Here is a 17,379-nt window from a genome sequence, read left to right as displayed (position 1 = left end):
TGGTATTTGCGGTTGCGCTTCCTATCTCCCTCTCACCATCAAAGGACTGAGGACCATCCATATGATCGACGCCCGCAAGCTTCTTGACCAGTTCCTGGGATCGCAGGTTCCGGGAGTGCAGGGGACCGTGAGAGACAGGGCAACCCAGGCCATCAATCTTGCCAGGGACAATCCGATGGCGACGAGCGCCATCGCTGGCGTGCTGCTGGGGACGAAGACCGGACGCCAGGTCGCCGGAAATGCGCTGGCGCTCGGCGGTCTCGCAGCCATCGCAGGTCTCGGCTATCAGGCCTACAAGAACTACCGCGACGGCAATCAGCCGCAGCCAGCCCCGCAGGCCGAACCGCAGTTCCTGCCGCCGCCGTCGGATTCCGGCTTCAGCACTGCGCCGGCCGTCGCCAGCAATGATTTTACGCTTTCCCTGGTGCGGGCCATGATTGCGGCCGCCCGCGCCGATGGCCATATCGACGATGCGGAGCGGCAGCGCATTCTCGGCAAGGTACAGGAGGCTGGTGTCGGATCGGAGGCGGAAGCCTTTTTCCAGCGAGAGCTTGCCAATCCCGTCGATCTCGATGCCATCGTCGCTTCTGCAAAGACCGAGGAACAGCGGGTGCAGGTCTATACCGCTTCGCGGCTGGCGATCGAGCCGGATTCGCGGGCTGAGCGCGGCTATCTCGATCTGCTTGCCGGCCGCCTCGGTCTGGCCGATGCGCTGGTCGATCATATCGAAGCGACCGTTGCTGGCGCTAAAGTCTGACGCGTGTGACGATAGGGCCGGTTGCCTTTCCTCGGCAGCTGGCCTAAGCCTTCGCCGGAATTCATGTCAGGGCGTCAGGGATGGCTACATTGACGGATAAGAAAAGCGAAACACGCTCGGCGGCAATCGCGGCCGGCGTTATCCTGCTGGTTGCGACAGCCGTGCTTTACCTGATGCCGAACGTCATCGTCTGGCTCGGAGACATTTCGCCATGGCTCGGCACCGGTTTCGGCGTGCTCGTCATCCTGGCCTTCTTCTTCGTGTTCTGGATGCGGGCGCGCTACCAACGGCGCAACGGGCCGTAAGCTCCAACGTAAAGCTCTCCCAAACCCTCGGAAATCGCTCAGTTCTGCAGCGAGGCGCCGAGCAGGATGATGCCCGTGCAGATGACGAGCAGCGCGCCGAGGATCTCGATGCCGTTGCCCACCCAAACCGAAAGTCTCGAGCCCTTGCCGGTGAAACGCACGGCGGTGCCTTTCGCGAAGACCGCGATGATGGCAAGCAGCGAGACGGTCAGCGCCGTGCCGATCGACATGGCGAGGACCGATAGCAGGCCGCCAAGATAGAGCCCGTTCAGCATCGAGAAGGTCATGACAAGGAGCGCGCCCGAGCATGGGCGCAGCCCGACGGCGGCAATGGCAGACCAGGCCTCGCGGGCACTGAACTTTTCGTTCGACAGCATCTTCGGATCGGGAAGATGGGCGTGGCCGCACGTTTCGCAGTAGGCGCCGTCGCCGCTCGTATGAGCGGGATCATAGCATTGATAGCCGCCGGCGGCGGGCATAGCGGCGCTGCTGCGCGCAAAACCTCTTGCCGAATCCGTGCCCGTCGCTGCTCCCTCGAACAGAGAAAGGCTGATTGGCCCGGCCGACGTCGCAAGCTGCATGTCTTGACGTTGCGCCCGGCTCTGCATCATCGCCCGCAGCTTACGGAACAAGAGCCAGCTGCCGAACAGGATGACCATGACGAAGCTTGTGATCTCCATGGCATTAGTCGCCATCGTCATGGTGATGCCAGACCCGCGCAGGACGAAATAGGCGGCGCCGACAACAAGGACGGCGACGAGGCCCTGGATGAGCGCAGAGACGAAGGAGATGCCGATGCCGCGTTTCAGCTCGATCTCATTGGCGACCATGTAGGAGGAAATCACCGCCTTGCCGTGGCCGGGGCCGGCGGCATGGAAAATGCCATAGGCGAAGGAAAGGCCGATTAGCGTCCAGAGCTGCCAGGGATCCTGGCGCATGGCCTCGATCGACTTGGTGAGCGCACGATAGAAGGCCTGCTGCTCGTAATTCACATAGAGAAAGATTGGCGCCAGCGGGCCGCCCATCGGCTGGAAGCTCGGCTCGGCGGTGCCGATGCCGAGCGGTGAGCCAGCGGCATGGGCAAAACCGGCTGCCGCCAAAAGGGCGATAGCTACGGCTGGCACAAGCGTCCTTAGCCTCGAAATCAGCATTGCACATCTATCCGCGTTGCAAAGAGTTTCGACATGGTCGTTCCCGTCGGATCGTTGAAGAAGGCATCCGTCAATGTCGACCTGTTTTCGGCGATGACTTCATCCGGATTGGGCCGGACGACCTTATGCGTGCAGCTTTTGAAGGCATCGCCCTCCGTCACCAATTCATTGTCGCTCGGGAAATCGATCGAGGTGTAGAGTGTCGGGTCGTAGATGCCGAAGCTCAGCTTGTTGCCCTTGGCGAGCGGCATCGGCTCGGCCGGTTTGACGGCGAAGAACATCAGGAGCTGGCCATCGCGGAAGTCGACATTGATGATATCGGGCTTGTCCACCTTGATCGTTTTGCCATTGAGCGTCAGGTTCGCATAATAGTCGTAATCGGCCAATGACTCTCGCACCGTCTTGCCGACTTCTTTCAGCTCGTCAGGGTCGAGCTTCAGATTGGTGTTCTTGTCGAAATCCATGAGGACGGAGGAAGAGAACACCTCGTCGAAGCGCCAGACGTTGCGCAGCTCCTGCACATTGCCATCCGCGCCGGCGAGCACTTCCAGACGGGCTTCCACGAAAATATGCGGATGCGCTGATGCTATGGCCGGCGCAAGCAACAGGCCGCCGGTCAGGGCAACAGCGTGGATAATCGTGGATTTTCTCATGCGTCCGATGTGTTTCGTGGGCATTGATTCACTTCGTTTTCTGGTCAGGAAATGAGACGGAATTGGGACCGGGCGGTCAACCTTGCCCGTTCAGCCGTTCTTGCGGAACCAGTTGTGCAGGTAGTCCACAAAGATGCGCACCTTGGCCGGGAGGTAGCGGCGGTGCGGGTAGACGGCATAGATGCCGCGGTCCGTCGGCAGGTAGTCATTGAACAGCGTCAGCAACTGTCCGCTTTCGATCGCCTTACGGCCGATGAAATCCGGGACGATGGCAACGCCGAGATCGGCGAGCGCCGCACGCAGCGTTGCATGCGGGCTATTGACCTCGAGCGTGCCGTTGATGGCGACGTTGAAGGTCGTGCTGTCGGCATCGACGAAGCGAATAGTGCCTTGCGAGCGGGTGTTGGTGTCGATGATGAAGGGAATGCGCGCAAGGTCAGTCGGATGTTCCAGCGTCGGATAACGATCGAGGAACGCTTGCGTCGCGCAGAGATGGACGCGGAAATCGGAAATCTTGCGGGCAATCATGCCGGAGTCTTCGAGTTTGGTGATGCGCACGGCGACATCGAAGCCTTCCTCGATCAGGTCCACGAAGCGGTCGTCGGCAGCGATTTCCAGCGCAAGATCGGGATTCTCCTTGGCGAAGTCGATCAGCGACTGCCCGACATCGGCGTCGACAAAGGTGCGCGGCACGGAAACACGCAGCCGACCTTTAAGTTGCTGGTTGTTCTCACGCACGAGGTCGGCGAGATTGTCGATCTCCTTCAGGATGTCGGAGGCGGTACGATAATAGGTATGGCCGGCCTCCGTCATGGAGAATTGACGCGTGGTGCGGTTCAACAGCAGCGCGCCGAGCTCGTCTTCCAATTCGCGGACATATTTCGACAAGAGCGCCTTGGAGCGGCCGGTCTTGCGCGCGGCTGCCGAAAATCCCTCGGCCTCGACCACGTCGATGAAGGCGCGAATCCGGGTCAAAGTGTCCATGGTGAAGCCTCCCGCTAACTGTTTCCGGATGTTGAACAAAATGCTTCGATTTGTTCAATTATTTTTTTCGGGCATGGGAGAAAAATTTTCTTGATTATGTCGGCGAATATTCCTATTTCGAGGTCAGCCCAAAGTCGCACGTGCCCGTGGGTGTCCGCCGATCCTCGATGTGGTGAGAAAATCGGTAAGGTACCTGGAATTAACCCCTCCAGTCGCTATTCCGGCCAACCGGAAAATGCGAGGACATCTGAAGCAACGACGGTGCGGGCCTTTTTGTTCTCTCCCGGCTTTCCATCAGCCGGGGTTACTGAAGAGGCACACCTTCATTGCCGGAAGTGCGGTTGGGATATTCCCTCCAATCCATGGCAGACAAAGCGAATTAGCGCCGCTTGCGGCACTGGTTCATCATCCGCGCTTCGCGCATTTGCACGGTACCGGGGTCTCCACCGGCTGGTTCCTGAGCGAGTGAGCGTCGCCCTTTGTCCTCTGGGTTTTCCCCGGAGCCTTTGGAATTTGAAAGGGAATTGACATGACCACGCAACGTATTCGCGATTTCCTCGCTGCCCGACGTCCGGACGGTCCTTGCCTGGTGGTCGATCTCGATGTCGTCCGCGACAATTTTCACGCCTTCCGTCATGCCATGCCGGACAGCGCCATCTATTATGCCGTCAAGGCTAATCCTGCTCCGGAAGTGCTGCGTCTCCTCGCAAGCCTCGGCTCCAACTTCGATTGCGCGTCCGTCGCCGAAATCGAAATGGCGCTGGATGCCGGCGCGACCGCTCAGCGTATCTCCTACGGCAACACCATCAAGAAGGAGCGCGATATCGCCCGTGCGCATGCACTCGGTATCAACCTCTTCGCCGTCGACAGCCATGAGGAAGTCGAGAAGATCTCGCGTGCCGCACCCGGCGCCCGCGTGTTCTGCCGCGTCCTGACGGATGGCGAAGGTGCCGAATGGCCGCTGTCGCGCAAGTTCGGCTGCGTTCCGCAGATGGCTGTCGACGTTCTCGTCTATGCTCATCAGCTGGGCCTGGAATCCTACGGCGTGTCTTTCCACGTCGGCTCGCAGATGACCAAGGTCGATGCCTGGGACGATGCTCTTGCCGATGCCAAGCGGGTTTTCGTTTCGCTCGCCAAGCAGGGCATCCACCTGCAGATGGTCAACATGGGCGGCGGGTTCCCGACCAAGTATCTGCGCGACGTTCCCTCGGCCGAAGCCTATGGCAAGGCGATCTTTGCGTCTCTGCGCGCCCATTTCGGCAACCAGATCCCGCACACGATCATCGAGCCGGGCCGCGGCATGGTTGGCAATGCCGGCGTGATCAAGGCTGAAGTCGTCCTGATTTCGAAGAAGTCGGACAATGACGCCGCTCGCTGGGTCTTCCTCGACATCGGCAAGTTCGGCGGTCTCGCCGAAACCATGGATGAGGCGATCCGCTATCCGATTCGCACGACGCGCGACGGCGACGAGATGGAACCCTGCGTCATTGCCGGCCCGACCTGCGATTCGGCCGACGTGCTCTACGAGAAGAACCTCTATCCGTTGCCGGTGTCGCTCACCATTGGCGACGAGGTCCTGATCGAAGGCACCGGCGCCTACACCACGACCTACTCCGCTGTGGCGTTCAACGGCTTCGATCCGTTGAAGGCCTACATTATCTGAGGTCCGGCAGGGATCTGAAGTTCGACAAAGCTGCCCCCGTAGCCAGCCGGGGCGGCACCTTCACAATAGTTCGTCACCACCGCTGATAACGGTATTGGGCACGGGAGGCCGAGATGGCCGCTGTTCTTGATTCTGTCCGCGCATTCTTTGCGCCGTCCACATTCACTCTCGACCTGGAAAACGCAGGCGATGTCGTTGCGCGTGAAAACCTGCTGGATCGCGCCATGGCTCCCGACCGCCGCAAGAAGTCGTCGGAAAAGCTGCGCCAGGGCCGCGTGCCGGCTGAAGGCCTGGCGCTCGTCGCGCGCGATCGCGCCGGCCATGTTATCGGCACCGTTCGCCTCTGGAATGTCGAAGCCGGCGTCGATCGCGAGACGCGCCCGGTCGAGGCGTTGCTGCTCGGCCCGCTGGCAATCGATCCCGCCTATGAAGGCAAGGGCATCGGCTCGGCGCTGATGCGCGCCGCCATCCTGGAAGCCAAGAAACGCGGCCATGGCGCGATCCTGCTCGTCGGCGATGCGCCTTACTACGAGCGTTTCGGCTTCTTTGCTGCAAAGACGCGCCATCTCGTCATGCCGGGGCCGTTCCAGCGCGAGCGCTTCCTGGCTCTCGAGCTCAAGGAAGGGTGGCTCGACAGCGCTGCCGGCATGATCGTCGCCAGCGGCCGCAAACTGGCCCAGCCGCCGATAGCAAAGGCTGCATAAAGAGAACGAGCAGTTCTGAAGCATAAAAGGCCTTCGCCTCTTCGGGCGGTAGGGGAATCGCGTAGAGCTGAAAACGCAGCTGCCCCTTCTCCCCAGCGGGGAGAAGGTGCCGCCAGGCGGATGAGGGGGTGTCCGCCAAGGCTACGAAAATCCAAGAATTCAAATCGATAGCCCCCTCATCCGACCCTTCGGGCCACCTTCTCCCCGCCGGGGAGAAGGAGTTTTCCGGTGCTCATCCGCCCATATGCGATACCCCTTGCTTCGGTCGGAGCCTTATTTTCGCAGCCTTCACGCTGTCCTTTGTCGGGTCATAGCCATCCGTCAGCGTTTTCAGGAAGGCGACGACATCGGCTATCTCGGCGTCGTTGAGGGCCGGAGCATCGCCGGGCTTGCGGTTCATCGGGGCGTCGATGACATCGATATTCGCCCGATACTGCGCTGGCAAATCATCATATTTCAGCACCTTGCCGCTCGCATCCTTCGGATAGATCTCATCCGGGTTGGTATCGCGCTTGACATAGAAACGGGTCACATCCTCAAGGCTCCGATAGACGCCATTGTGGAAGAAGACATGGCGGGCCGCGACATTGCGCAGCGTCGGCGTCTTGAACAGCCCACAATTCTCCGGCTGGGCGGAATAGGTGTCGTTGCGCAGCGGGCCACAAATGCCGGTGTCGTAGTAATGCGCATCGGCATTGGCCGGAATGGCCGGATTGCGCGGTGCGCCGAGCGCCTCGAACTCGAAATCGGTGAAGTTCGGCATCTGCCCATCGCCTGTCATCTTGTCGAGATGACAGGAGGCACAATTGCCCTTGTTCGCATCGTCGAAGAGCTTCAGACCCCGCGCTTCCGCATCCGTCAGCACTGCCTTGCCGCGCAGATAGTAGTCGTACTTGCTGGTATAGGAATGAAAGGAGTTTTCCTCGATCTGGTAGCGGGCGAGCGCGAAGCCGATCTCGGAGATCGTCATGTCCCGATCGCTGAGGACATTGTCGCCGAACAGCGCTGAAATCTCCTTGCCGTAACCCTTCTTGAGCTTGGCATAGACGATGGCCGCATCGGCATTCGCCATTTCGAAAGGCGAGATCATTGGCTGCAGGGCCTGTTCCTCCAGCGAATCGACACGCCCATCCCAGAACATGCCGCCCTGCGGCACGAGGTTTGCTGCGGCTGCCGCATCGGCCTTGACGACGGCCTGTGCCGTCAGCGGGCCGGCGACGGCGGCCGGAGCATTGGCCAGAGCCACGCCCGACGCTTCGGTCATCGGCGATGCTTCCGCCGCTTCGTCGGCAGCGCTCTCTTCTCCGATCGAGAAGGATGGCGTCGACATTTTGTAGGCGAGGCTCGGCACTGCGCGGATACCCGGCTGATCGAGATGCGGGCCACCGAGCTGGACGGCACGGTCGTTGGCCGGCGCGTAGTGGTTGGCCGGATCGTGACAGGTCGCGCAGGACATCTGGCCGCCGCCCGAGAGTGACGGATCGAAGAACAGCTTCTTGCCGAGTTGCGCCACCGCGCTCAGCGGTGCCTGGTCGTCATAGCCGTCAGTCGCCGTGGCGTTTATGGCCGGCTCGTTGGCCATGCCGACAGCCGCACCCGCGAACGACAGGCCCGCGAGTGCGAAGAGCGCCAGGAGACGGCGATTGATCGAGGGCATTTCCGTCTCCCTTATGGATTTACGATGCCTGGTTGCCGGTCTTTGGATCGAGGATCAGCTTCGGCGCGTCACCTTTGGACCAGTCGAACATGGTGTTCAGCGAGCCCGAGATCACATCGAAGGAACCGCCACCAAGGCGGGCGCCGCCCATCCAGTTATCCTCGATGAAGCGCATGACGGAGGTCTGATCCGTCAGCGTATGGTCGACGAAGTTGACCTTGGCGTAAGGCGAGATGACGAGCAACGGCTGACGGGTGCCATAGCCGCAGCGTCCCTGCGCCGGCTGGCCGTTGACGCCGGGCAGCGGCGTGCCGGTGGAACAGCTGTCGCCGCTCAGCACGTCATAGCCTTTGACGGGGATTTTCGACGGATTGACGACCGCATGGGCATGATCATACCAGCCGTCGGAATCGTCGTAGAGGATAATGATGGCGGTGTCCTTCCAATCCGGCGAATTCTGCACGGTGTTGACCACTTGCGTCACGAATTCCTGCTCGTCGAGCGGATCGGAATAGCCGGCATGGCCATCTTGATAGGCTGGTGCCTTCAGGAAACTGACGGCGGGCATATTGCCGTTCTTCAGGGCCGCGTAGAAATCAGTCATGTCGTACTGATGGTTCGCCGCGTCGGTCGTGCCGATCGTTGCCACCGAAGACGGACGCGCATGTGTCGGGTTGGCCGTTGAGGCGTAATACTGGAACGGCTGGTGATGCGGGATGTAGTCGGCGTAGTTGACCTTGGTGATGGTCGATGTCGTCGCGCGCTTGCAGCCGGTCGTGCCGTCCGGGTTGGTCTGCGAGAGGTCGAAGCCGCCCTCGAAGAAGCCCCAGGTGATCTTGTGCTCGTTCAGCATGTCGCCGATGTTCTTGCCGTACATCAGCGCCGTCTGGCCGACCGAACAGACGTCGCCCGTCGGATCGAAATCGCTGATCGCGGTCCAGCCGCCATTGCCGTCGGGCACGATGCGGCCCTTGGAATAGGTGCCGTCGCTTTCCAGTGTGTAGCCGGGCGGCAGGATGGCGCCATTGGTCTGGCCGGAGATCAGGTTCAGCGCGCCGGGGGTCGAGGGGCCGAAATTGGTGGAGAAGGAATTGTCGTTCAGCGCATAATGCTGAGCATAATTCCAAAGGGCCGTGACGGTGTTACCGTCGTAATAGCCCATGACCTGACCCTTGGTGCCGAAGGCGCCGGCAGCACCCTTGGTGCCCTTGCCGGTATTGGCGGGGAAGAGGTCCATGGCGAAGTTGTTGTAGGCGGCCTGTTCGGCGGTATAGCCATGGTTCTGCGATTGGGTTGCCGCCTGCGTGCGGTCGAGCCGGAAGGGGGCTGCCGCATCGGCGCCGTTTGCCGTGTTGGTCTTGTTCGGATTGTTGTCGAGAAGACCGGCATTGGCGAGCGTGTTGATATCGGTCGGCGTGTTGTCGGCGGCCTTGAATGCCGGTTCGCCATCGACGTTCGCTGCCTTGGGGTAGGTCGCGAAATAATGGTCGAAGGAGACGTTTTCCTGGAAGATCACGACGAGATGCTTGATGGGGGTCGCGGTATTCGGTGTCGGCGCCATATCAGCGGCACCGGCGGTGGAACAGAGCAAAACAAGGGTAAGCGCGCTGCCGGCTGCAAGGGCGGCGCGACGTGAAAAACTGGTCATCGTCATATCCTCTTCGAGTGGGGCATTGCTCCGGCGCATTTGCGCCACGCCGGGCATAGAGAACCCTTTCGAGCTATCAATGGAGCATGACAGTTCCATGAAGGGTAAGGGGAGCGTTTCCGGTGCTACCTTATGTCACGGACTGGTGGCGGGGTGTTTCCTTACCCGGCTTCGAGACGGCCCTTCGGGCCTCCTTAGCATGAGGGCTGATCTGCGTGCCTCGCCACGGAACTTGCTCCACCTCATGGTGAGGTGCAGCGGCGTTAAACGCAGCGAAAACGACGATGCCTCGAACCACGAGGTGGCCACAGTCCCAGGCGAAATCAGATATTCTGATCCATCGTCTCGGCCGGGATCTCGTCGGCGCGATGGATACGGACAACTACAGCCGGTACGCCTGCGACCGTGCAATGCGGCGGTACGGGTTTGACCACGACGCTGCCAGCGGCAACCTTGCTGAAGGCGCCCACCTCGATATTGCCGAGGATCTTGGCGCCGGCGCCGATCATCACGCCGTGGCGGATCTTCGGATGACGGTCGCCGCTTTCCTTGCCGGTGCCGCCGAGGGTGACGTTCTGCAGGATGGAAACCTCATCCTCTATCACGGCGGTTTCGCCGATGACGATGCCGGAGCCGTGGTCGAGCATGATCGACGTGCCGATCTTCGCAGCCGGATGGATATCCGGGCCGAAGACGAGAGAAACGAGATTGGAGAGCCAGCTGGCGATTTCCTTGCGGCCTTCCGCCCAGAGCGCATGAGCGATGCGGTGCGTCTGCAGGGCATGGAAGCCCTTCAGATTGAGAAGCGCATGCAGATAGGTGGTGCAGGCGGGGTCGCGGGTTCGCACCGCGATCAGATCGGCCTCCGTTGCCAACAGGATTGCAGGATGCCGCCTCAGCACGTCGGACAGCAGTGAAAGCATGTTGCCGTGCTCGATCCTGACGACGCAGAGCCGCGCGGCCAGCACATTGGCAAGGCTTTCGGCATTGGAGCCGCTGGCAAGCAATTGCGCCTGCAGCAGCGGCGCAAGCGTCGGTTCGCGCGCCGCCAGTTCGACGGCTTCGAAACGGATTACGTCCCAGACGTTTTCGGCTGGGGCAGACGCATTTCCGGCGATTGCCGTTCCTGGCTGAGGCATGATCCTGTCTCTCTGGTTAACCCGAGATATCCACAACGCCGCAGTCGCCGGCTTCGGAGGCGAAGGCGAGCAGCTTGCCGGACTTGCTCCAGCTCATCGATGTGATCGCCCCCTTGCCCGGCCGGCGCAAGAGCGCTTCCTTGGCGTCGCCGATGCGGACCGCAAGGATCATACCGTCGATGAAGCCGATGGCGAGAATATCCTCGGCGGGATGGAATTTCACGGAAGTCGCCATGATGTTCGCGCGCGTGCCGAGCTCGAGCGGCGCCTTGCCCATCGGGCCGTCCTTGCCCTGGAAGGGCCAGACGATCGCCGCGGGCGCGCCCGAAGAGGCCAGCCACTTGCCCTTGTTGGACCAGGAGAGCGACTTCACCTTGGCGGGATAGCCTGTCATGCGCATATGACGGGCCTCGGCGCCGGGCTTCGTGTCCATCTTCCAGCCGTGCAGGGCGTTTTCCTGCATTGTGGTGACGATGAACTGGCCATCCGGCGAGAAGGTGACGCTTGTATGAGCGCCCTTCCATTCCAGGTTGATCGGCTGTGCGCTCATGCCGACCCAGTGCAGGGATACGCCATTATAGCGGGCAACCGCGATGCGCAGGCCCTTGGGTGCAAAGGCTATGCCTTCGACGGTGCGTTCTTCCGGAAACTCTTTCGTCGTCCCATCGGAGAGCCGTACGAAAGTGCTCTTGCCATAGGAATAGGCGACGGAGCCCTGCGGGCCGGCTGCAAGCTGGCTGATCCATTTGCGCGGCGCTTCTGCGAGCAACGTCGTGCTGCCGTCGGCTGCGATCCTCTGAACCTTGCCGTCCTCGCCGCCGGAAATCAGGCTTTCGCTATAGGGATCGCGGATGCAGGTCAGCATCCCCTGATGGGCTTCGGTAACCTTCTCGCCGCCTTCGAGGCGGTGGACTGCGCCGGCGGCGCTGGCGAAGAAGGGGGTGTCACCTAAAAATTCGACGGCCAGAACGTGGCCGTCGATATCAAGCGGAGCAACAGTCGGCATTAGGCAGATGCCTCACACGCCTTGAAGCTGGCTTCCAGCTTTTCGCGGTCGAGCTCGCGGCCGATGAAGACGAGGCGGCTTTCATGCTTCTCGCCGTCCTTCCAAGGGCGCTGATGATCGCCTTCGATGATCATGTGCACACCCTGAACGACGTAGCGCTCCGGATCGTCTTTGAAGGCGATGATGCCCTTGAGGCGCAGGATATTCGGGCCTTGCGTCTGCGTGACCTTCTGGATCCAGGGGAAGAAACGTTCCGGGTTCATCTCGCCGCCACGCAGCGAAACCGACTGCACGGTTACATCGTGGATCGGCGATAGGCCATGGTGATGGTCGTGATCGTGGTGATGATGATCATGATCGTGGTCATGATGGTGGTGATCGTGATCATGGTCGTGATGGTGATGATCGCAATCCGGGCCGCAGACGTGATCCTCGTGGCCATGCTCGAGGAAGTGCGGGTCGTTTTCCAGCGCGCGCTCCAGATTAAAGGCGCCCTGGTTCAGCACGCGGGCGAGCTCCACCCCGGAACGGGTCGTCTTGTAAACGCGGGCAGCCGGATTGATGGCGCGGACGATGTCCTCGATCTGAGCAAGCTCTTCCGGAGAGACGAGGTCGGACTTGTTGATGACGACGACGTCAGCAAAAGCGATCTGATCTTCCGCTTCGCGGCTGTCCTTCAGGCGCAGCGGCAGATGCTTGGCATCGACGAGTGCGACGACGGCGTCGAGTTCGGTCTTGGCGCGGACATCGTCATCCATGAAGAAGGTCTGGGCGACCGGAACCGGATCGGCAAGGCCTGTCGTTTCGACGATGATGCCGTCAAAGCGGCCGGGGCGGCGCATCAGGCCCTCGACGACGCGGATGAGGTCGCCGCGCACTGTGCAGCAGACGCAGCCATTGTTCATTTCGTAGATTTCTTCGTCCGACTCGACGATGAGATCATTGTCGATGCCGATCTCGCCGAATTCGTTGACGATGACGGCGTATTTCTTGCCGTGGTTTTCCGAAAGGATGCGGTTGAGCAGCGTCGTCTTGCCGGCACCGAGATAGCCGGTGAGAACGGTGACGGGAACGGGCTTTTGCGTGGCTGTTTCGGTCATGGGAGCCTCGAAATATGGAAGGTTGCCCCGGGGAGCAGACATTGGTCGGGTTCCATATAAGGAGTTGGCGACGCCAGTTCAAAGGCTTTTATATGTTATAAGATCACATTGGGTTGCGGGCAGGCGAATTGACCATGCGTTTAAGTCAGGGTCGTCGCATCGAATTTATTGATATCCTCAAGCAGTTCGACGAGACCTTTGACGGCATGCGCAATCAATCGCTCCCCTTTTTCCGCCGTGGCCACGGCCGCGTTGCCGACCACACCCTGGCTGCTCAGATCGGCCATTTTCCAGCCGAAGGCGTGAGGTCCATAGGCGCGCAGATGCTTGAAGCCCTTGATGAACTCTGATTGCCGTGACGGGAAGTTTGCCGCCTTCGACATGTCAACCTTTTCCGGATGGAGGGCAAGCATAACCGATGTCTCGATATCGCCGCCGTGAATGTCGATGGCTTTGTCATCCGGCGCAATCAGCCCATCCGGCATGCCGAAACGCGTCCAGCTGGTGGCGACCGCCAGCATGTCGAAGCGCACGCGCGCTTCCGTTGTGACGATGGTCATCAGCGGCGAGTTGCCGCCATGAGCGTTCAGCATGACGAATTTGCGGATGCCGAGATTGTTCATCTGCTCAGCAATGCCGAGCCAGCGCCGAACAGCTTCGTCGAAGGTCAATGTCTTCGTGCCGACGGCATCCATATGTTCGATGGAATAGCCAACCGGCTCGACGGGCAGGAAGGTGACGGGCAGATTTGCCGGCAAGGCAACCTTGAGGCGTGAGACGATTCCGTCGGCGATGAGTGCGTCGGTTTCGAATGGCAAATGCGGGCCGTGTTGCTCATAGGCGCCAAGTGGCAGCACCGCGATCCATTTTGTTCGCTCTTCGGGTGTCAATGTTTCATCATTGTCATCGAAACATGGCAAAGGATGCACCATCTGAGGGTGTGCCTCTTGTTTATGTCAGTAACCTGCGCAATGTCATAGCGTGATGACTTCGCGGCGAAAAGGTCAACGGAATCACGATGGGCAAAAAGAACAAGGTCGGGAAGAAAAGTAAGTCAGGTAAGAAGAAGGATCACCGGGACTACACGCTTGCCGATCTGTCGCCGGCATTGACGCAGGCGGCTCGGTCCATGCGCACGGTGATGACGCGCAGCCTGACGGCGAGCGGCCTCTACGCCGGGCAGGACGGTGTCATTCTTGCTCTGGCGGCAAGCGATGGTCTTCCGGCCGGTACCTTGGCGCAGAAGCTCGGGGTCAAGGCGCCGACGATGACGCGCACGATCGGCCGCATGGAGGCGCAAGGCTTCGTCGAACGGCGGCCAGATGCGGACGATGCCCGTCTGACCAAGGTCTATCTGACCGAAGCAGGGCGAAACAGCGTCAGCGAAATCGAAAGTTCGGCTGCCAGCTGCGATGAGCTTGCTACCCGTGGCTTCTCGGAAAAAGATATTCGTTCACTCGTGCGCCTGCTCAAAACGATCGAGCATAATCTCCAGGCGGCCGATGGCGACGAGGATGATGACGAATTCTGAGAATCCTCAAGAATTCGTGTTGCGCGGCGTGATTAAAGCTTTTAATTAAAGATTTTAAATTCCGGAATCGTAAAACGACCGGGATATGTTACGGCTGCGTTTCACGGGGAGGGCGCGCGTGGCGCAAAAGATAAAGCTTTCTACGATTGCGGAAACACTGGGCATTTCAACGGCAACGGTATCTCTGGCCTTACGCGACAGCCCGTTGGTTGCGGTCAACACACGCGAGAAGATCAAGGACCAGGCCCGCGCGCTGGGCTATATCTACAATCGCCGCGCGGCAAGCTTAAGGACATCGCGATCTGGCATCATCGGTGTCGTTGTTCATGACATCATGAACCCTTTCTATGGAGAAATCCTGAAGGCAATCGAAAGCGAGCTCGATCGCAGCCGTCACACCTTCATCCTTTCCAATCACTATGATTCGGTCGAAAAGCAGCGGACCTTCATCGAGACGCTGCTGCAGCTCGGCGGTGACGGTGTCATCATGTCGCCGGCGATAGGAACGCCGCCGGAGGATTTCGAGCTGGCGGAAGAAAACGGCATGCCGGCCATTCTGGTGGCACGACAGATCGAAGCGCTGGATCTGCCGACCTTTCGTGGCGACGACAGTTACGGCATCTCGCTTGCAACCAACCATCTGATCAGCCTTGGCCACCGCTCCATTGCCATGATCGGGGGCACCGATCAGACCTCGACGGGGCGCGACCGTTACCAGGGCTATGTGAATGCGCTGCGCAAGGCGGGCATCGAGGTTGATCCCAATCTGCGCATTCCCGGCGCACGCTCCAAGCAGGGCGGCTTTGAGGCGGCGGTGCACTTCCTGTCGTTGCCACAGAAGCCGACGGCGGCCGTCTGCTGGAACGATCTGGTCGCCATCGGTCTCATGAACGGCATTTCACGCGCCGGCCTCGTCCCGGGGCGGGACATTTCCGTCACCGGCTATGACGATCTGGAGGAGGCGGCGATCGCAACGCCGGCGCTGACCACCGTCTGGAACGGTCAGGCCGAGGTCGGAAGGCTTGCAGCGCGCGCGCTTTTGGATAGGCTGGCGGGAAGCCATGAACCGGACGGTATCCATCTTATCAAGCCGGAAATGCGCATCCGCCAATCGACGGCGCCTTATAAAGCTCGCTAGCAGCGGTTCGGCGCCGAACTGTCTCTCAAGAGGAAAGATCCATGTCCGATAATCGCATCGCCGTCCTCGTTCCGGGGAAGATACACCCGCGTGTCCTCGAAAGGCTCGGGAAGCAGTTCGATATCGTTTCGGTCGAACGCGATGGTGGTCCGAAGATCGATGCGAAAACCGCGGCCCGCATCCGCGGCGTTGCAGTTGCGGGTGGTTTCAATGCCGACTGGATCGATGCTTTTCCGAATATCGAAGTCATCGCCAATTTCGGCGTCGGTTATGATGGCGTCGACGTCAAGCACGCAGCCTCCAAGGGCATCGTCGTCACCAACACGCCTGATGTCCTGAATGATGAGGTCGCCGATACTGCGATCGCCCTGCTGTTGAACACGCTGCGGCAATTTCCGAAGGCGGAGACTTGGCTGCGCGAGGGGCGCTGGGTCAAGGAAGGGGCTTTTCCGCTCTCGCCCTTTTCGATGAAGGGACGCCGCATCGGCATCAACGGACTCGGTCGCATCGGCCTAGAGATCGCAAGAAGGCTGGAGCCGTTCAAGGTAAAGATCGGCTATCACACCCGCACGCCGCGTGATTCGCTGCCCTATGACTACTATCCGACGCTGAAGGAGATGGCGCAGTCGGTGGATACGCTGATTTCCATCGTGCCGAAGACGCCAGAGACGCACAAGGTCATCAATGCCGAGATCCTGTCGGCGCTCGGGCCGCAGGGCGTGTTCATCAATGTCGGCCGCGGCTGGTCCGTCGATGATGATGCGCTGATAACAGCCCTCGGCAACGGTACGCTGGGCGCTGCCGGCCTGGATGTCTTCTACGACGAACCGAATGTCCCGGCCGGATATCTCTCGCTGCCGAATGTTTCCCTGCTACCGCATGTGGCCTCGGCTTCGGCGCCGACGCGCGATGCCATGGCCGATCTCGTCGTCGACAATATCATCGAATGGTTCGCCAAGGGTGAGCCTATGACGCCGGTGCCGGAAACCCCGGTTAAGCCGCGCGGCTGATCATATGGCTTTTTGCGGATACGGAGCGACCGCTGGCCGCTCCTTGCCAGCCGCATAATCGCGCACGGCATCGCCGAAGGCGGTGAAGAGCTTCAGCGACGGCGAATCCGTTTCGGCCCAATATTCCGGATGCCATTGTACGCCGACGGCAAAGGCCTTGGCGCCGATGACGGAAACGGCCTCGATCGTACCATCCTCGGCCAGCGCTTCCACCTGCAGTCTCGGCGCGGTATCGGCGATCGCCTGGCGATGCAGCGAATTGACACGCACTTCACCCGGCCCGACGACGCGGGCGATGCAGGAGCCTTCCTTGACGAAGACGCTCTGGCGGATGGAATACATCGTATCGCGATCGACATTCGGCGGCTTGCGATGGTCCCAGATGCCCGGCTGGTCCTGGATTTCGCTGGCCAGCGTGCCGCCAAGGGCGACGTTCAGTTCCTGAATGCCGCGGCAGATGGCGAGCATCGGAATGGCCCGGTCGATGGCGCGGCGGATGAGCGGCAGCGAAGTCGCGTCGCGCGCCGGATCGAAAGGACCGTCGCTTTCAAGCGCTTCCTTTCCATAGAGCGATGGATGCACATTGGTTGCGGAGCCGGAAACGAGCAGCCCGTCCACCCGGTCGAGAATGGCGTCCGCATCGTTGCCATCCTCAAGCGCGGGAACGATCAGCGCCATCAACCCAGCCGCTTTGACCGCTGCGCGGACATATTGCAGCTGCACCGCATGCCAGCTGGTGCCGTCGAACTCGCGGATATCGGCGGGAATGGCAATGATCGGTCTGGGCATGCAAGGCTCCGAAGGCTGCAGACATTTTTTCATTGGACCTCTGGACGATCATGATGTCGATCCGAGGGCGGATTTACGCCTTACGAACTTACGCGAATACGGCCCGGCCGGCAACGCGCAGAGGTTTTCGCAAGGCTTTGTTCA

The 17,379-nt window shown here is 60.5% G+C and carries 17 protein-coding genes; 7 read left to right on the top strand and 10 right to left on the bottom strand.

The window, feature by feature from the left end:
• Positions 1–61 precede the first annotated feature (61 nt).
• Both AC13RC_RS18350 and AC13RC_RS18345 read left to right on the top strand, forming a co-directional pair.
• Positions 62–757, top strand: coding sequence for a tellurite resistance TerB family protein (locus AC13RC_RS18350; protein WP_113330545.1), 696 nt, complete (start codon positions 62–64; stop codon positions 755–757).
• Between the two features lie 89 nt (positions 758–846).
• A complete protein-coding gene (locus AC13RC_RS18345; protein WP_173002425.1) occupies positions 847–1,062 on the top strand; it encodes a cytochrome c oxidase subunit II in 216 nt (71 codons plus the stop codon).
• 38 nt (positions 1,063–1,100) lie between these two features.
• Here AC13RC_RS18345 and AC13RC_RS18340 read toward each other — a convergent pair whose 3' ends face one another.
• The 3 genes from AC13RC_RS18340 to AC13RC_RS18330 all read right to left on the bottom strand — a co-directional run bounded on the left by AC13RC_RS18340 (position 1,101) and on the right by AC13RC_RS18330 (position 3,850).
• Positions 1,101–2,213, bottom strand: coding sequence for a nickel/cobalt transporter (locus AC13RC_RS18340; protein WP_183812711.1), 1,113 nt, complete (start codon positions 2,211–2,213; stop codon positions 1,101–1,103).
• Positions 2,207–2,866: a DUF1007 family protein gene (locus AC13RC_RS18335; RefSeq protein ID WP_488558089.1), complete on the bottom strand. Its 660-nt coding sequence runs from the start codon at positions 2,864–2,866 to the stop codon at positions 2,207–2,209. Before AC13RC_RS18335 ends, AC13RC_RS18340 begins: the two co-directional genes overlap by 7 nt.
• 90 nt (positions 2,867–2,956) lie before the next feature.
• Complete coding sequence (locus AC13RC_RS18330) at positions 2,957–3,850, bottom strand: LysR family transcriptional regulator (protein WP_113330541.1); 894 nt, start codon at positions 3,848–3,850, stop codon at positions 2,957–2,959.
• A gap of 529 nt (positions 3,851–4,379) precedes the next feature.
• Here AC13RC_RS18330 and odc2 point away from each other — a divergent pair.
• A complete protein-coding gene (odc2, locus tag AC13RC_RS18325; RefSeq protein ID WP_112421581.1) occupies positions 4,380–5,513 on the top strand; it encodes an ornithine/lysine decarboxylase in 1,134 nt (377 codons plus the stop codon).
• A 113-nt stretch (positions 5,514–5,626) separates the two neighbouring features.
• Positions 5,627–6,217: a GNAT family N-acetyltransferase gene (locus AC13RC_RS18320; protein WP_488558041.1), complete on the top strand. Its 591-nt coding sequence runs from the start codon at positions 5,627–5,629 to the stop codon at positions 6,215–6,217.
• Positions 6,218–6,449: 232 nt separating this feature from the next.
• Here AC13RC_RS18320 and AC13RC_RS18315 read toward each other — a convergent pair whose 3' ends face one another.
• The 6 genes from AC13RC_RS18315 to AC13RC_RS18290 all read right to left on the bottom strand — a co-directional run bounded on the left by AC13RC_RS18315 (position 6,450) and on the right by AC13RC_RS18290 (position 13,699).
• On the bottom strand, positions 6,450–7,874 hold the full coding sequence (locus AC13RC_RS18315; RefSeq protein WP_488558040.1) for a cytochrome-c peroxidase: 1,425 nt from the start codon (positions 7,872–7,874) through the stop codon (positions 6,450–6,452).
• Between the two features lie 19 nt (positions 7,875–7,893).
• On the bottom strand, positions 7,894–9,522 hold the full coding sequence (locus AC13RC_RS18310; protein ID WP_488558039.1) for a phospholipase C: 1,629 nt from the start codon (positions 9,520–9,522) through the stop codon (positions 7,894–7,896).
• Positions 9,523–9,845: 323 nt separating this feature from the next.
• Positions 9,846–10,661 carry a serine O-acetyltransferase gene (cysE, locus tag AC13RC_RS18305; RefSeq protein ID WP_488558038.1) on the bottom strand — a complete coding sequence of 272 codons (816 nt, stop codon included), beginning with the start codon at positions 10,659–10,661 and terminating at the stop codon, positions 9,846–9,848.
• 16 nt (positions 10,662–10,677) lie between these two features.
• Entirely contained in the window at positions 10,678–11,667 is a 990-nt protein-coding gene (locus AC13RC_RS18300; RefSeq protein ID WP_488558037.1) for a WD40 repeat domain-containing protein, read from the bottom strand.
• Positions 11,667–12,767 carry a CobW family GTP-binding protein gene (locus AC13RC_RS18295; RefSeq protein ID WP_113354938.1) on the bottom strand — a complete coding sequence of 367 codons (1,101 nt, stop codon included), beginning with the start codon at positions 12,765–12,767 and terminating at the stop codon, positions 11,667–11,669. The genes AC13RC_RS18300 and AC13RC_RS18295 overlap by 1 nt, the downstream gene beginning before the upstream one ends.
• Positions 12,768–12,907: 140 nt before the next feature.
• Complete coding sequence (locus AC13RC_RS18290; RefSeq protein ID WP_488558036.1) at positions 12,908–13,699, bottom strand: creatininase family protein; 792 nt, start codon at positions 13,697–13,699, stop codon at positions 12,908–12,910.
• 86 nt (positions 13,700–13,785) lie between these two features.
• Here AC13RC_RS18290 and AC13RC_RS18285 point away from each other — a divergent pair, with 86 nt between their 5' ends.
• The 3 genes from AC13RC_RS18285 to AC13RC_RS18275 all read left to right on the top strand — a co-directional run bounded on the left by AC13RC_RS18285 (position 13,786) and on the right by AC13RC_RS18275 (position 16,446).
• The gene (locus tag AC13RC_RS18285) at positions 13,786–14,298 is read left to right on the top strand and encodes a MarR family winged helix-turn-helix transcriptional regulator (protein WP_113354942.1); all 513 of its coding nucleotides are present in this window, start codon (positions 13,786–13,788) and stop codon (positions 14,296–14,298) included.
• 118 nt (positions 14,299–14,416) lie between these two features.
• On the top strand, positions 14,417–15,436 hold the full coding sequence (locus tag AC13RC_RS18280; protein ID WP_069613309.1) for a LacI family DNA-binding transcriptional regulator: 1,020 nt from the start codon (positions 14,417–14,419) through the stop codon (positions 15,434–15,436).
• 41 nt (positions 15,437–15,477) lie between these two features.
• Positions 15,478–16,446, top strand: a complete 969-nt coding sequence (locus AC13RC_RS18275) for a 2-hydroxyacid dehydrogenase (protein WP_488558035.1) — start codon at positions 15,478–15,480, stop codon at positions 16,444–16,446.
• Here the strand turns inward: AC13RC_RS18275 and AC13RC_RS18270 are convergent, their stop codons facing one another.
• Complete coding sequence (locus AC13RC_RS18270; protein WP_113395297.1) at positions 16,447–17,235, bottom strand: gamma-glutamyl-gamma-aminobutyrate hydrolase family protein; 789 nt, start codon at positions 17,233–17,235, stop codon at positions 16,447–16,449. It abuts the gene before it with no gap.
• Positions 17,236–17,379 lie beyond the last annotated feature (144 nt).

The sequence above is a fragment of the Martinezella sp. CNPSo 3890 genome, assembly GCF_057784455.1.
The sequence above is the reverse complement of the archived record's forward strand: the minus strand, read 5'-3'. Positions and strand labels throughout refer to the sequence as shown.

Excerpts from the sequence above, each read along its gene's own strand:
- AC13RC_RS18350 (WP_113330545.1), top strand. The coding sequence starts at position 62 with ATGATCGACGCCCGCAAGCTTCTTGACCAGTTCCTGGGATCGCAGGTT.
- AC13RC_RS18340 (WP_183812711.1), bottom strand. The coding sequence starts at position 2,213 with ATGCTGATTTCGAGGCTAAGGACGCTTGTGCCAGCCGTAGCTATCGCC.
- AC13RC_RS18335 (WP_488558089.1), bottom strand. The coding sequence starts at position 2,866 with ATGAGAAAATCCACGATTATCCACGCTGTTGCCCTGACCGGCGGCCTG.
- AC13RC_RS18330 (WP_113330541.1), bottom strand. The coding sequence starts at position 3,850 with ATGGACACTTTGACCCGGATTCGCGCCTTCATCGACGTGGTCGAGGCC.
- odc2 (WP_112421581.1), top strand. The coding sequence starts at position 4,380 with ATGACCACGCAACGTATTCGCGATTTCCTCGCTGCCCGACGTCCGGAC.
- AC13RC_RS18320 (WP_488558041.1), top strand. The coding sequence starts at position 5,627 with ATGGCCGCTGTTCTTGATTCTGTCCGCGCATTCTTTGCGCCGTCCACA.
- AC13RC_RS18315 (WP_488558040.1), bottom strand. The coding sequence starts at position 7,874 with ATGCCCTCGATCAATCGCCGTCTCCTGGCGCTCTTCGCACTCGCGGGC.
- AC13RC_RS18310 (WP_488558039.1), bottom strand. The coding sequence starts at position 9,522 with ATGACCAGTTTTTCACGTCGCGCCGCCCTTGCAGCCGGCAGCGCGCTT.
- cysE (WP_488558038.1), bottom strand. The coding sequence starts at position 10,661 with ATGCCTCAGCCAGGAACGGCAATCGCCGGAAATGCGTCTGCCCCAGCC.
- AC13RC_RS18300 (WP_488558037.1), bottom strand. The coding sequence starts at position 11,667 with ATGCCGACTGTTGCTCCGCTTGATATCGACGGCCACGTTCTGGCCGTC.
- AC13RC_RS18295 (WP_113354938.1), bottom strand. The coding sequence starts at position 12,767 with ATGACCGAAACAGCCACGCAAAAGCCCGTTCCCGTCACCGTTCTCACC.
- AC13RC_RS18290 (WP_488558036.1), bottom strand. The coding sequence starts at position 13,699 with ATGGTGCATCCTTTGCCATGTTTCGATGACAATGATGAAACATTGACA.
- AC13RC_RS18285 (WP_113354942.1), top strand. The coding sequence starts at position 13,786 with ATGGGCAAAAAGAACAAGGTCGGGAAGAAAAGTAAGTCAGGTAAGAAG.
- AC13RC_RS18275 (WP_488558035.1), top strand. The coding sequence starts at position 15,478 with ATGTCCGATAATCGCATCGCCGTCCTCGTTCCGGGGAAGATACACCCG.
- AC13RC_RS18270 (WP_113395297.1), bottom strand. The coding sequence starts at position 17,235 with ATGCCCAGACCGATCATTGCCATTCCCGCCGATATCCGCGAGTTCGAC.